The sequence below is a fragment of the Sphingopyxis sp. genome, from assembly GCF_016704835.1.
Lineage (GTDB): Bacteria > Pseudomonadota > Alphaproteobacteria > Sphingomonadales > Sphingomonadaceae > Sphingopyxis.
The window spans coordinates 649,083-662,079 of record NZ_JADIZJ010000021.1 but is presented as its reverse complement, the minus strand read 5'-3'; the positions used below and the strand labels follow the sequence as shown (position 1 = coordinate 662,079).

Sequence of the window (12,997 nt, the reverse complement as noted above, 5' to 3'; positions counted from 1 at the left end):
CTTTGCGGCGGGGCTGCTGGCGTTGCTGTCCCGCTGAGCGGATCGACGCTTGGCAGGATCGAACCATAAGGATTGGCCGGACGACGCTGCTTGCCGTCGCATTTGGCCAGCTTTGGCGATTTTGGCGCTGCGGTGGCAGCATTGACCGGCACAATCAGTGCCAGTGTCACCGCGAAACTCAGAAGACGCTTACCCATGACTTACTCCCTTTATTGTGTCCCGCGGCTGACTGAGCCAGACGTCCGCATTCGCGCGATGCCGCGCGCAAAGCCGCGTTCGATGGCGCGGCTGGTTGCCTGCGTAGCCGGTCGCGCCGCGTCCGGCGACAAAGCCGCCTGCCGCTGCGATGGCCGATGCAAATTGATTGGCGAGTGCAGGCCCGCCCCCGCCCAGCGAGGCGGCCAGCATCGGAATTTGCAGGAAAAAGAAGAAGCCGAGCGCGTAAAAGGCCAGCGCCTTGATCGCCGCCATGCCAATCTCGTCATTTTCGGAGATGGTGGCGATGATCGCATCGCCGGTCTGCGTGAGGAACAACGTCAGCACGAGCGCAAAGACGATCAGCATCAGGTAGTTGATGCAGGCCCCCAACCAGGCGAAGAAATAGCCACGTGTGGATTCGAATAGCAGAGCCGCCACGAACAGAGGCCCGACCACCGATAACAGGGCAAGCGCAAACAGTCCGAACGCGCTGATCACAAAGCCGATAGCAGCACAAAGCAGCGTGGCAACGATCACCATCACCACGAGGAAGCCTGCGAAGACCGCATAGCCAATGTCGGGCAGCGTGCCTTGTGTTTCCTGATAGTCGGCGGCGATCTTCCGCATCGTGTTGGCGGTCTCGAAGCCCGTTCCGGCGAGCTTGTCATAGTGTCCGCCGAGGCCGCCGACGTCCGAGCCGCCAAGCGCGCTGGCGAACTGGCCGGGGAGGCCGCCCAGCGCAAACATGCCGATCTGGGTTCCATAGAGCGAGGTGACGGCAAAATAGAGAAAGGCGAGCTGACAGCCGCGATAGGCATATTCGCGGAATGGATATTGCACCGCGCCGCGCATGATCGCGTAGCCGAGCAGCGAAATATAGATCACGATCCCGATGCGCAGCGCCGGCGAGACGATGCCGATTACTGCCGCATATTTCCCGACGATCGCCGCCAGCGCATTGTTGAGCGCCTCAAACATCGTGGTAAAAACATGATCGCTGAAATCCATGCGCTTTCTTCAATCCCTGGACGTGATGGCAATTTGCGATTTGGCGAAAGCCGCTGCGCGGCAGTTGGTCGTGACCACGGCAGGTTGCGTGTCCGAAGAGGCGTTTGAACCCGCCCATTCGCGGCAAATCTTCTGCATCGGCTCGATTTCGCCCGGATTGGCGACATAATATCGCCAAGTCCGGGCCGGCATGTCGGCCTGGGGTGCGGGCTTGCCGCACCCCGCCAGCAGCAATGCCGTGCAGAAGATCGCCGACCGCAACTCATTGCCCCCGGTAGTATCGGCTCGCTTCGTCGAGCTTTTGGGCGAGGGCGGCCTGTCCGGCGGCGGCGCGCTGCCGTTCCTGCGCCTGCTGCTGCAAGGCGATCGCGGCCAGGCGCAGTTGGTCGTTCTGCATTGCGGCGGATTCAAGTTGCAGTCGCGCAGTCAGATCGGCGACTTCCTTCGCAGTGCCTGCGCTCGCCAAGCGGCTGCGCAGCTGGTCGAGACCTTCCGCCCGCGAAGTGGCAGCGGCACCCATATTCTCGGCGAGACCTGCGTTGATGCCGATATTGCGAGCGTTGAGGTCATAGGCTGCGCGGGATTGTTCCGAACCTGAAAGGCCCAATCGCCCCAGCAGATCGCGATAGACCGCATCGGCCTTGGCGCGGCCTGCGCCGACAACATCGAGATTGCCGTTGCCGAAGCCGTCGAGCGAGCCGCCCGAAATATCGAGATCGCGCAAGGCATCGGATTTGAGCTGCTGCGCCAGCGCCGGAATGTCGGTGAGCTTGTTGAGATCCTGATAGAGTTTCTGCGCTTCGGCGATTTGCTGTTTGCCCTGCGCCACAACCTGGATCGCCTGCCTGACCGCATTTATCTGCTGGATCAGATTGGCGCTGTCGTGAACTGCGATCCCCTGCGCGAATGCAGGCACCGGGGCAGCGAACAGCAATGTTGCACAGAGTGCTTTGGCAAAATTCTTCATCGACTTTCCTTTCTCTCAGTTCAGCTAGGACGCCTCCGACGGTGGAAGAGGGGGAGCCAGATGGCGGGATCGCTTCCCACCTCGGCAATTATTTCGTCGGCAACGGCAGTGGTTTCCGCCCGGCCCGAAAGGACCGCCAGTTCGTCATCGAGCCCGGCCAGATCGAGTTCGACCACCACGCTGTCATGGCCTTGCTTGACCAGAAACTTGTGGCTTTCGGGCGCAAGCTCTTCGCGCACCAGTTTGAATTCGGCTTCGGACAGCGCGAACCCTTCAACATAATCGCGCCGCGCCCCGAACGGGTTGGGCAGCATGATCTTGGTGGCGACCTGTTCAAGGATCGAATGGCTGATGTCGCTCTTGAGCGCGTCGGCAGGTGACTGCGTGGCGAACACCAGCACGGCGTTGCGCTTGCGGTAGGTTTTGAGGCCGTCCTGGGCGAAGCGGCGGAATGCCTCGTCGCCGAGCGCCTTCCAGAATTCGTCGATGCAGATCACCATCCGCTCGCCGGTCAAAAGCTGGTCGATCCGGTGGAACAGATACAGCATGACCGGCGTGCGAATGTCGGCGTTGTCGAGAAAGTCGGTCATGTCGAAGCCGATGAACCGGGCATCGAGCGTCATCGAATCTGCCGGATTGTCGAATACCCAGCCAAGCGATCCTTCAGACGTCCATTTCTCAAGCCGTGCGCCCACACCGCTTGAATCCTTCATGCCGAGCATCGAGCGGAGCGCGCTCAGCGAGCGATCGGCAACGTCGAGCTTCATCACGGCGTTGATGCCGTCTTCGATCAGCCGTTCTTCCTGAACCGAAATCGGTTTGCCATCGGCGCGGACGAGCTGGCGGATGAACAGCGACAGAAAGGTCTTGTCTTCGGCCTTGTTGGCGAGCGCCTTGAGCGGGGAGAAGCCGGTCGGGACGCCGTTATGGAGCGCGAGATAGGTGCCGCCGCTGGCCTGCACAAAGATTTGCGCGCCGCGATCCTTGTCGATGAATATCTGCCGTGCGCCGGTCTTCTCGGTCTGCGCCATCAGGAAGTTGAGCAGCACTGTCTTGCCGCCGCCCGATGGTCCGATGATGAGGGTATGGCCGAGGTCGCCCTTGTGGAAGTTGAAGAAATAGGGGCTGCGGGCATTGGTTTTCAGCAAGGCAATCGCATCGCCCCAATGATTGCCACCGGCACTTCCTGCCGGAAAAGTATGGAACGGCGAGAAGGCCGCGAAGTTGAGCGAGGTTATCGGTGCGGGCCGGGCGCGCCATGCGAAATTGCCGACGAGCTGCGACCAGTAAGCCGCTTCAAGCGCGGCCCCTTCGCGCGCCGCCACCATGCCGGTATCGGCAAGCGCGGCCCTTGCGACCGACATATAGTCGCGCAGGGATTTCATAGAATTCGCATAGACCGCCAGCGTGAAGTGGTGATCGCCCAGCACGAAGCGATTCGACATCAGATCGTCGCCCGCGTCGATCAGCGCATCGGCCTGGCTCACGGCCCTGTCGCCCGCATTTTCCATCTGCGTCATCCGCAGCCGGAATTTCTCGGTCGCCGCCGCCCGCCCGAGGAAGGTGAAACTCTGCGTCAGCACGAACCCGAAATCGACCGACAGCAACGCCTCGAACTGGCGCGGCGTGGTTTGGGCGGGATATTCGCGGATGCCGAAGATCCCGCCGAACGCCGATGCATCGGCATCGCGTACTTCGATGGTTTCTGCGCCAAAGATGGTGCGCGAGCGGTAGAGCGCACCGCCGAGATGCCCGCGCACAACGGGGACGCGGCGGTGGCGACCGGTCATCACCATGTCCGCCACTTCCATCGTTTCCGAAAACATCAAGCCGCGATGCTCGTAGATCGTGCAGCGGCGCGGTTCGCAACGCGCCATCAATTTCTCGAAATCGCGGGCCTTGTCGTCGAGCAGTTCGACGAGTGCCTCGTCGATCATCGGTCCTTGCCGCACCTCTTTGGAAACGCGGCGTTTGAACAACTGGATGATCTTGTCGCTACCGGTGGCGCTAGGGCGGATGACCAATGTCACGAAGAAGCGGTTGATGAACATCCGCTCCCGGTTGATCCGCCCGAAATAGGCGCGGTCGAGATTGGCCGCGAACCCCGATTTGAAGGTGCCTCCGGGATATTGACCGACCCGCATTCTGATCAGATGCGTCCAGATCGACAGCCGTTCATCGTGCAGGTTGCGCAGCAGGCCGTTGAGCTTGGTGTGCCAGTCGTTGAGGTCGCGGACATCGGCGGTCTCGAATGCACGGCCCTGCAACTCGAAAGTCAGCATGATGTCGCCGGAATCGAGCGCAACCATATCCTCATTCAAATGCCGTGCGTAAGGCAGGAATTTGGCCGGGTCGGCCTCGCGCTGCGCGACCTTGAGCGGAACCGCATTTGCCGGGGAGAGAAGCCTAGCCATGACGGCCAAAGCCTTTGCGGCGTAGCCCCGACAGCGGGAGCGGCGAATAGCTGCTGCCACCCCAGAACGCCCGGTTGCGGTTGCCGAGCTTCGTCCGGCCCCACAGAAACAGCAAACGGAAGGCGTTGACATCGTGGCGGACGATCAGCCGCGAGATCGAGTAGCCGAAGGCGACGACGAGCGCGGCATAAACCGGGCTGTTGCTCCATATCAGCACCGACGCGCTGGAGATCAGCAGCAACACCGCAGCCTCAATCGGAATCCCCGCCCATAGCGCCGGGCGTGTCACCGCGAGGAACAAGGTGTTCTTGGTCGGGATTTCGGTGTCGTCGATCATGGCGCTATCCGGCGATCGCGCCGACAATCGCGTCAGCCGAAAAGACGATGGCGATCCCGATGATGACCGTGACCAGCACCGCAGTCGAAGCGCGGCCGGTAAACCAGAGCAGGCCTGTCACGATGACCGCGATTACGGCGAGTGTACGCAGGAGCGTCGAAGAGAGAAGACCGCGCACTTTGCTGGCGAAACTCTCCAGATTCTGCGCGTAGGCAGGATCGGGGTTCGCGACCGAAATGATCGTCGCCGCAGCCAATGCCGCGCCCCACAACATCGCGCTCTGCCGCGATTTCGGCATGGTATTGAAACTGGCGGTCAGCTTTGCCCGCCAGTTTCCGATACCGCGTCCGATACGCACGATGACATTCATATGCTGCTCCTCTCGATTTCGGCGAGCATTTGGGTCTCGCGGTCGTAAGCGGCCCGTTCAAAGACGTTCCACTTGGGCGGCGGTGCCGGGCGGGGCTGTACCGCCGGTGTTTGGATTGCTGTGTTTTCGGAGGTTAGAAGCTCGCGCAGCTCACTGGTCGCTGGTGGAGCGACGGCAACAGGCGGCGGGGTTTCAGGGTATGAGACGCCCGTGTCAGCGACGCCTGCGTTGCCAATGACCTTGGCAACATAGCCATTCCGAAAGCCGCGCGTCTGGCTTCCCGTATTATACATCGAGAGTGCGACCCGAAGCGCGGTTTGCGGATCGCGTCCGACTTTTACAGAGTTATAATTCGTAGTGAGGACGCGGGCCAAGGCGGCAACATTGGTGCAGGGGTCGAATACGGTGTCCCATGTCAGACCAAGCCAGTGCATGTTACGCGAGTTGATTTGACCAAGCCCCAGATCGACGGAGTATCCCGCTGCTACATAACGCCGCGCTGTGGCGACGGCATCGGCGGCACTGGTTTGGCGGGCAGGTTGCCGCCCGCCGTTGACGTTGAGAGCGAATTGCTCGCCGCTGCTCTCGGTTTGGATGATGGCCAGCACCGTTTGGGGTGCTACGCCGGGTGCGCACTGCGAAGCCAAGGCAAGTAGGGCAGCCGCAGAATAGGCCATCAGAGGCTATTCCTGACCAGTCTGGCATCTGTTCTTGGCCCGGCCTTGCCCTTCATCGTTCATCTCTCCTGAATTGTCGTTTTCAGGAGCGAATACCCCGTTCGACTATCAAGCTATTGATAGCTAATGGACAAATGCTTCAGCTATGGATTCAGAAAGGCGTTAGGGGCGTTTCGACCTGCCAATCGAAACCGCTAACGGCCTTTGACCTTCAATCTTGATCCTGCGGACTGTGTTCGTCGCATTGCTAGGTGGGTTCGCGATCAACAGATTCTTGCACCAAGTTCACAAAAATAAGGCAGAATCGGACATTTGCCTTCGCAATCACAAGGCCCCGCTGGCGTCATCCAGCTAGGGGCAAAATATGAACCGAAGCCGTTATGTCATCCGGCAACTCGACAAGACTGATCGAGCGATAATCGTGGCGTTGACCGAAGATGGCCGCATGACCATCCGCGAACTTGCCATCCTGATTGACATGTCCAGTCCCAGTGTAAGCGAGCGCATTCTCAAGTTGAAAGATGCGGGCGCGATCCTGGGCTATGCGGTATTGATCGATCCCAAGGTTTTCGGACTCGGCACTTCGGCTTATGTGCGATTGAACGCGATGCCCGGCCAAGTGAAGAAACTGGAGACGCTACTCGCCGATTCACCCGAAGTCGTCGAGGCAGATCGAGTCACAGGTCAAGATTGCTTCATTGCAAAAGTCGTGGTCAATGATGAGCACGAATTACAAAGTGTGGTTGATCGCTTCGTCCCATTCGCATCGACCGACACTGCCATCATCCAATCCTCACCAGTCGCCCGACGCCTGCCGAAATTGTAGGTGCCTCGCCTTGAAATGTCGCGTTGAAACCATCCGCGCCGCGCCGATAGCGCGAAGCCAGATTGCGCGGTCGTTCCGCAGAGGCGGAAAAATGCACGGCGCGGATTTGGTGGAAATTGCGGGCCTTCGCAAAGCTGTTGGGCGCTTATGGTTCCAACCCAATGGCAGTCACTGTGCCCGCCTTGCCGTCCCAGTCGATCTCGAACGTCACCCTGTCGCCGACCTTCACGTCCTTCAGCACGTCCGGCTTGGCCGCAAATCCCATCTTCATGGCAGGCCATTGCAGCTCCGGGATTTCGCCGTGATCGAGCGTGACCGTGCCCTTGGCCGAATCGATGGCCGTCACCGTTCCGGTGCCTTTGCCATGTTTGACCTCGGCGGGCATCACCATGCCTTCCATTGTATTGGCAGATGCTTCCGCTTTGGGGGTTTCAGCCTGCTTGTCGCAGCCTGCCAGAACCATCGGCAAAGCAACCGCCGCAACCATCAGAACCATCTTCTTCATTTCACGTCTCCTTGGTGTTGAGCTTGGGGGTGTTGAACCTGGGTGCGCCGCCGCATCAGCAGATAGGCGGCGGGGATGATAAGCATCGAGAGCAGGGGCGCGGTCAGCATCCCGCCGATCATGGGCGCGGCGATCCGGCTCATCACTTCGGAACCGGTGCCGCTGCCGATCAGGATCGGGAACAGACCGGCGAGGATTACCGCCACGGTCATTGCCTTGGGCCGCACGCGCAGCAGCGCGCCTTCGCGGACGGCTGCTTCGACGTCATCCGGGCTGTGTTCGGCCAGCGCCGATTTGAGGTAGATCAGCATCACAACGCCGAACTCAGCGGCAACCCCGGCCAGCGCAATGAATCCGACGCCGGTTGCCACCGACTGATTGTAGCTCAGCAGATAAAGCAGCCAGATACCGCCGATCAGCGCGAACGGCAGCGTCGCCATGATCAGCGCGGCTTCGTCCCAGCGGCGGAAGGTCGCATAGAGCAGCGCGAAAATGATCAGCAGCGTTGCCGGAACCACGATTTTCAGGCGCTGCGTCGCGCGTTCGAGAAACTCGAACTGGCCGGTATAGGCCACGCTAATTCCGGGCGGCAGCTTGACCTTTTCAGCGATGGCGCGTTGCAGATCGCCGACGATTTCAGTGAGCGCACGGCCTCGCCCGTCAACATAGACCCAGGTGGCCGGGCGGCCATTCTCGCTGCGCAGCATCGGCGGACCATTTGTGATGCGGACATCTGCGACTGTTCCCAGCGTGATTTGCGCGCGGGAGGGCGTCAACACAGGCAGGTTGATCAGTTCGTCGAGGCTGTCGCGCACTTCACGGGGATAGCGCACATTGATCGGATAGCGGGCCAGTCCTTCGACGGTCTGGCCGACGACCTCACCGCCAATCGCGCCCGACACCACGGCCTGCACATCGGCGACGTTCATGCCGTAGCGCGCGGCAGCAGCACGGTTGATCTCGACGTCGATGTAGCGTCCGCCGGTCAGCCGCTCGGCCAGGGCGGAGCTGATGCCTGGCACCTCTTTGGCCACACTTTCGATTTCACGCGCAACGCGGTCGATTTCATCGAGGTTTGCGCCTGAAACCTTCACCCCGATCGGGCTCTTGATCCCCGTGGCGAGCATGTCGATCCGGTTGCGGATCGGTGGAATCCAGAAATTGGCGAGGCCGGGGACTTTGACGGTGCGGTCGAGTTCATCGACGAGCTTTTCTTGCGTCATGCCCGCGCGCCACTCGCTCTTTGGCTTGAAGCGGATGGTGGTCTCGAACATTTCGAGCGGTGCCGGGTCGGTCGCGGTATCGGCGCGGCCCGCCTTGCCGAATACGCTGTCCACTTCCGGCACTGTCTTGATGAGCCGGTCGGTTTGCTGGAGCAGCATCGACGCCTTCGCCGTCGAAATCCCCGGCAGCGCTGAAGGCATATAGAGCAAGTCGCCTTCATTCATCTGAGGCATGAACTCTCCGCCCGTCTGGCTGATCGGCCAGAGGCTCGATGCGAAAACAAGGCCGGCGATGACCAACGCTTGCTTGGGCTTGGCCAGCACCCAATCGAGTGCGGGACGGTAGATGCGCGTGAGGAAGCGATTGATCGGGTTGCTGTCTTCGGCGGGAATCCTCCCGCGGATCAGCCACCCCATCAGCACTGGCACCAAGGTGATCGAGAGCAGGGCTGCTGCTGCCATTGCGTAGGTCTTGGTGAAGGCGAGCGGCGCGAACAGACGCCCTTCCTGTCCTTGCAGCGAGAAGATCGGGATGAACGAGAAGGTGATGATGAGCAGGCTGAGGAACAACGCCGGGCCGACCTCGGCGGCGGCATCGGTGATGACGCGCCAGCGTTCGGCACCTTGCAGCTCCTTGTCGGGGTTATCATGCGTCCAGCGTTCGAGATGCTTATGGGCATTCTCGATCATAACGACAGCCGCATCGACCATCGCACCGATGGCGATGGCGATGCCGCCGAGCGAGAGAATATTGGCGTTGAGCCCTTGCACCCGCATGACGATGAACGCGATCAGGATACCGAGCGGCAGCGTCAGAATTGCGACCAGGGCCGACCGCGCGTGCCATAGGAACAGCCCGCAAACGAGGGCAACAATCGCAAATTCTTCGAGCAGCTTGGAGGTGAGGTTCTCGACTGCGCGGTCGATCAGGCCGGAGCGGTCGTAGGTCGTCACAATCTCGACGCCTTTGGGCAGACCCGCTTTCAGTTCGGCTAGCTTGGTGCGGACGCCTTCGATCACTTCGCGGGCATTCTTGCCTTGGCGCATGACGATGACGCCGCCCGCGACTTCGCCTTCGCCGTTGAGTTCGGCAATCCCGCGCCGCATGTCGGGGCCAATCTGGACGGTCGCAACATCGCCGATGGTGACGGGGATGCCACCTGCCGCGCTACGCACCGGAACGGCACGGAAGTCATCGAGTGTTTTCAGATAGCCGGTGGCGCGCACGACATATTCGGCTTCGGCCATCTCGACGACCGCACCGCCGGTTTCCTGATTGGCGCGCTTGAGCGCGTCGCTGACATCGGTTGCGGTCACGCCATAAGAGGCAAGCCTCTGCGGATCGACCACGACCTGATATTGTTTGACCATGCCGCCGATGCTGGCGACTTCGGCCACGCCGGGGACGGATTTGAGTTCGTAACGCAGGAACCAGTCCTGGATGCTGCGGAGCTGCGCCAGATCGTGCTGCCCGGTCTTGTCGACCAGCGCATATTCGTAAATCCAGCCCACGCCGGTTGCGTCTGGGCCAAGCGATGCGGTTGCGCCCGCTGGCAGGCGGCCTTGCACCTGGCTGAGATATTCCAGCACCCGGCTGCGTGCCCAATAGAGGTCGGTGCCATCCTCAAACAACACATAGACGAAGCTGTCGCCCACGAACGAATAGCCGCGCACCACCCGCGCGCCGGGGACCGACAGCATCGTCGTGGTGAGCGGGTAGGTGACCTGGTTCTCGACAATCTGTGGCGCTTGCCCCGGATAGGTCGTGCGGATGATGACCTGCACATCGGACAGGTCGGGCAGCGCATCGACCGGAGTCGTGCGGATTGCGCCGATGCCGATGACGGACAGCACGAGCGCCGCGACGACGATCAGGCCGCGTGCCTTGACCGACCAGCGGATAATGGCTTCGATCATTTGGCACCGCCGAGCGGGCGCACTTCTATGCCCGTCAGGCTGGCTTCCGAATCGAGCAGGAATTGCCCCGAAGCGACTACTTTCTCGCCGACGGCTAGGCCTTGGACTATCTCCGTTTGTCCGCCTGCCTCGCGGCCCGCGCGAACTTCGGCGGGATGATAACGGCCATCGCCCGTTGCCAGCATGACGATTGTTCGCGTGCCAGTGCGGATGACTGCTTCGCTCGGCACAAGGAGCGTGGGCGCTGCACTGTCGCCAAGCGCGACCTGCGCAAACATGCCGGGGCGCAGTCGGCCGCTGCGATTGGCAAGCTCGATACGGACGGTGAGCGTGCGGCTGTCGGCCTGCGCGGTGGGGAGGATCGCGATGATCCGTCCGCCAAACGTCTCGCCCGGAAAGGCAGTGAGTGTCGCGGTGGCATTTTGTCCGATCCGCACCGATCCTGACTGGGCTTCGGGAACGGCGGCATTTAGCCAGACCGTGCCGATGCCGCTAATCTGGGCGAGCGTCTGGCCTGCGCCAAGGGTGACGCCTTGTCGCGCATCGAGCGTCTGGATGACGCCCGAGATCGGCGAGGTGATGGTTACCGTGCCGTTCGTTCGCCCGCTGCGCTCGACGCTGGAGATTAGCCCGTCGGACATGCCCATCAGTCGCAAACGCTGGCGGGCGGCGGAAGTCAGTTCGGGCCTGCCGAGCCGCTTGACGCTAAGGAACTCGGTCTGTGCGCCCCCCCATTCGGGAAGCAGCACATCGGCAATCGGCGCACCGGCGCGGATCACATCACCCGGAGCGCGGGCATAGACTCGGGCAACAAAGCCGCCCGAGCGCGCCTGCACAATTGCCACATCGCGCAGGTTGAAATCGACGGTTCCCGCGACATTGACCGTTGCGGCAAGGCTTCCTAATTTCGCTTCAACCACGCGGATGCCAAGATTCTGCATCGCCGAAGGGTCAATGCTGACCCCCTGCGCGGCACCCGAAGCAGCGCCACCTTCATCAGCATATTTGGGTTCAAGCTGCATATCCATGAAAGGCGACTTGCCGGGCTTTTCGAACTTCTGGTTCGGAAACATCGGGTCGTAATAATAGAGCACCTTGCGGCCATCGGCGCTTGTTGCGGTTGCTTTGGGAGCATCCCCCCGCTGCCCCAGCCAGTATCCGCCGCCGCCTGCGATTAGAACCGCAGCCAGTAATCCCGCGCGCCAGCGTGCCGCAGTCGTCGCGTCCATGCTCATGGCCGCACCTCCCCATAAGTGAAATTGATCCGGATAGCGTCGCGCGCGACATCGGCCTCGCGCGCCAGGGCATCGACCTCGGCCTCGGCCAAGGTCAGGCTCGAAAGCAGCGCGCTGCCGAGATCGAGCCTGCCTGCGGCGTAGCTCGCCATGTCGAGTTCGGCGCGGCGCTTGGCGAGCGGGACGAGTGTTTGCCGCGCGTTCATCAGCCGCTGGTGGTGCATGGCATGATCGGCGAGATCGCCGTCGAGCGCGGCCAGGACATCGCGTTCCCCGGCTGCACGCAAAAGCCGCGCGCGGCTGGCTTCGCTCTCGCGCGCTGCGATCAACGGATCTTGCCGCTTTCTGGAAAAGAATGGCAGGTCGATGCTGACCGTAACCGAAACCATGTCACCAAAGGCCGGGTCGCGGCGGCCGTATGAAGTGCCAACGCTCCAGTCCGGTCGCTTTTCCGCGCGCGCGAGTTCGGTGTCGGCGTCGGCAACGCGCGCCTCGGCATCGAGGGCTTGCAGGCGAGGCAGCGCCGCCAATCCTGCCCGCAAGGCGGAGCCATCGACTTCGATAACGGGCGGATCGCCGGAAACGTCGGCGTCAGGATCGCCAGTCAGGCGCGCCAGTCTCGCCTTCGCCCTGGCGACTTCGGCGGTCAGCTCGCTGCGGCGGTCGCCTACGGCCGCGCGCAGTTGCTCAGGTTCGAGCGCCTGTGAGGGCCGCGCCGAACCCGAGGCAAGTCGCGCCGAAACCGTCGCTTGCAGATCGCCGAGGCTTTCATCGAGCAATTGCAGCTGAGCAAGCCGCCGCTTGGCGTAATAGAGATCGATCCAGGCAAGCGCGGTTTCGAGCCGGATATTCTGCGCCTCGACCGCCAGACTGGCTTCGGCCACGCCGATTTCCGCCTGCGCCCGCCCGCGCTGCGCGCGGCGCTTGGCCGGATTGGGGAATGCCTGTTCGATGCCGATGCGCGCCATCGTCATGTCGTCGCGGTTGAAGGTGAAGGCGGGCGGTCCCGAGATGGGGAAATTGTCGATGCCAACCGACAAGGTTGGATCGGGGAGCTGTCCCGCAGCAATGGCGGATGAGCGCGATGCCTCGACACCTGCCGCGTTTGCCTGCACCGAAGGGGCACTGCCGGTCGCGCGCTCCAGCGCGGCGTTGAACGTCATTGGCTCAGCCCAGGCCAGCGAAGGCATGGCAGAGGCCAACAGAGCAGTGGAAATCAGGTATCGCATCGTGTCGCCCCGTTTCAACGTCGGGGATGCCGGATGACTGCCAGCCGGTCGGCAAGGTGCGATAGCGCCCCACCGACCGGCATGGTCAGAT

Annotated in this window: 11 protein-coding genes; 1 reads left to right on the top strand and 10 read right to left on the bottom strand. The window is 61.8% G+C overall.

Going from position 1 to position 12,997, the window contains the following annotated elements; genetic code table 11:
• Positions 1 to 189: 189 nt before the first annotated feature.
• The 6 genes from IPF76_RS18290 to IPF76_RS18265 all read right to left on the bottom strand — a co-directional run bounded on the left by IPF76_RS18290 (position 190) and on the right by IPF76_RS18265 (position 5,971).
• Entirely contained in the window at positions 190 to 1,206 is a 1,017-nt protein-coding gene (locus IPF76_RS18290) for a type IV secretion system protein (protein ID WP_293846895.1), read from the bottom strand.
• Between the two features lie 262 nt (positions 1,207 to 1,468).
• Positions 1,469 to 2,173, bottom strand: coding sequence for a type IV secretion system protein (locus IPF76_RS18285; RefSeq protein WP_293846893.1), 705 nt, complete (start codon positions 2,171 to 2,173; stop codon positions 1,469 to 1,471).
• 20 nt (positions 2,174 to 2,193) lie between these two features.
• Positions 2,194 to 4,587 (bottom strand): VirB4 family type IV secretion/conjugal transfer ATPase, encoded by a 2,394-nt coding sequence (locus IPF76_RS18280; protein ID WP_293846892.1) that lies wholly within the window; start codon positions 4,585 to 4,587, stop codon positions 2,194 to 2,196.
• Entirely contained in the window at positions 4,580 to 4,924 is a 345-nt protein-coding gene (locus IPF76_RS18275) for a VirB3 family type IV secretion system protein (RefSeq protein ID WP_293846890.1), read from the bottom strand. The genes IPF76_RS18280 and IPF76_RS18275 overlap by 8 nt, the downstream gene beginning before the upstream one ends.
• A gap of 4 nt (positions 4,925 to 4,928) precedes the next feature.
• Positions 4,929 to 5,294, bottom strand: a complete 366-nt coding sequence (locus IPF76_RS18270) for a TrbC/VirB2 family protein (protein WP_293846888.1) — start codon at positions 5,292 to 5,294, stop codon at positions 4,929 to 4,931.
• Positions 5,291 to 5,971, bottom strand: coding sequence for a lytic transglycosylase domain-containing protein (locus IPF76_RS18265; RefSeq protein ID WP_293846886.1), 681 nt, complete (start codon positions 5,969 to 5,971; stop codon positions 5,291 to 5,293). Before IPF76_RS18265 ends, IPF76_RS18270 begins: the two co-directional genes overlap by 4 nt.
• A gap of 364 nt (positions 5,972 to 6,335) precedes the next feature.
• Between IPF76_RS18265 and IPF76_RS18260 the strand changes: the two genes are divergently transcribed.
• Positions 6,336 to 6,797: an Lrp/AsnC family transcriptional regulator gene (locus tag IPF76_RS18260; protein ID WP_293846885.1), complete on the top strand. Its 462-nt coding sequence runs from the start codon at positions 6,336 to 6,338 to the stop codon at positions 6,795 to 6,797.
• A gap of 145 nt (positions 6,798 to 6,942) precedes the next feature.
• Here the strand turns inward: IPF76_RS18260 and IPF76_RS18255 are convergent, their stop codons facing one another.
• From IPF76_RS18255 to IPF76_RS18240, 4 genes are read right to left on the bottom strand one after another with little or no spacing between them, the layout of a single operon-like run.
• Positions 6,943 to 7,302 carry a copper-binding protein gene (locus IPF76_RS18255; protein ID WP_293846883.1) on the bottom strand — a complete coding sequence of 120 codons (360 nt, stop codon included), beginning with the start codon at positions 7,300 to 7,302 and terminating at the stop codon, positions 6,943 to 6,945.
• Complete coding sequence (locus tag IPF76_RS18250) at positions 7,299 to 10,442, bottom strand: efflux RND transporter permease subunit (RefSeq protein WP_293846881.1); 3,144 nt, start codon at positions 10,440 to 10,442, stop codon at positions 7,299 to 7,301. The genes IPF76_RS18255 and IPF76_RS18250 overlap by 4 nt, the downstream gene beginning before the upstream one ends.
• Positions 10,439 to 11,677: an efflux RND transporter periplasmic adaptor subunit gene (locus tag IPF76_RS18245; RefSeq protein WP_293846879.1), complete on the bottom strand. Its 1,239-nt coding sequence runs from the start codon at positions 11,675 to 11,677 to the stop codon at positions 10,439 to 10,441. The genes IPF76_RS18250 and IPF76_RS18245 overlap by 4 nt, the downstream gene beginning before the upstream one ends.
• Positions 11,674 to 12,840, bottom strand: coding sequence for a TolC family protein (locus IPF76_RS18240; RefSeq protein WP_293846877.1), 1,167 nt, complete (start codon positions 12,838 to 12,840; stop codon positions 11,674 to 11,676). Before IPF76_RS18240 ends, IPF76_RS18245 begins: the two co-directional genes overlap by 4 nt.
• Positions 12,841 to 12,997 lie beyond the last annotated feature (157 nt).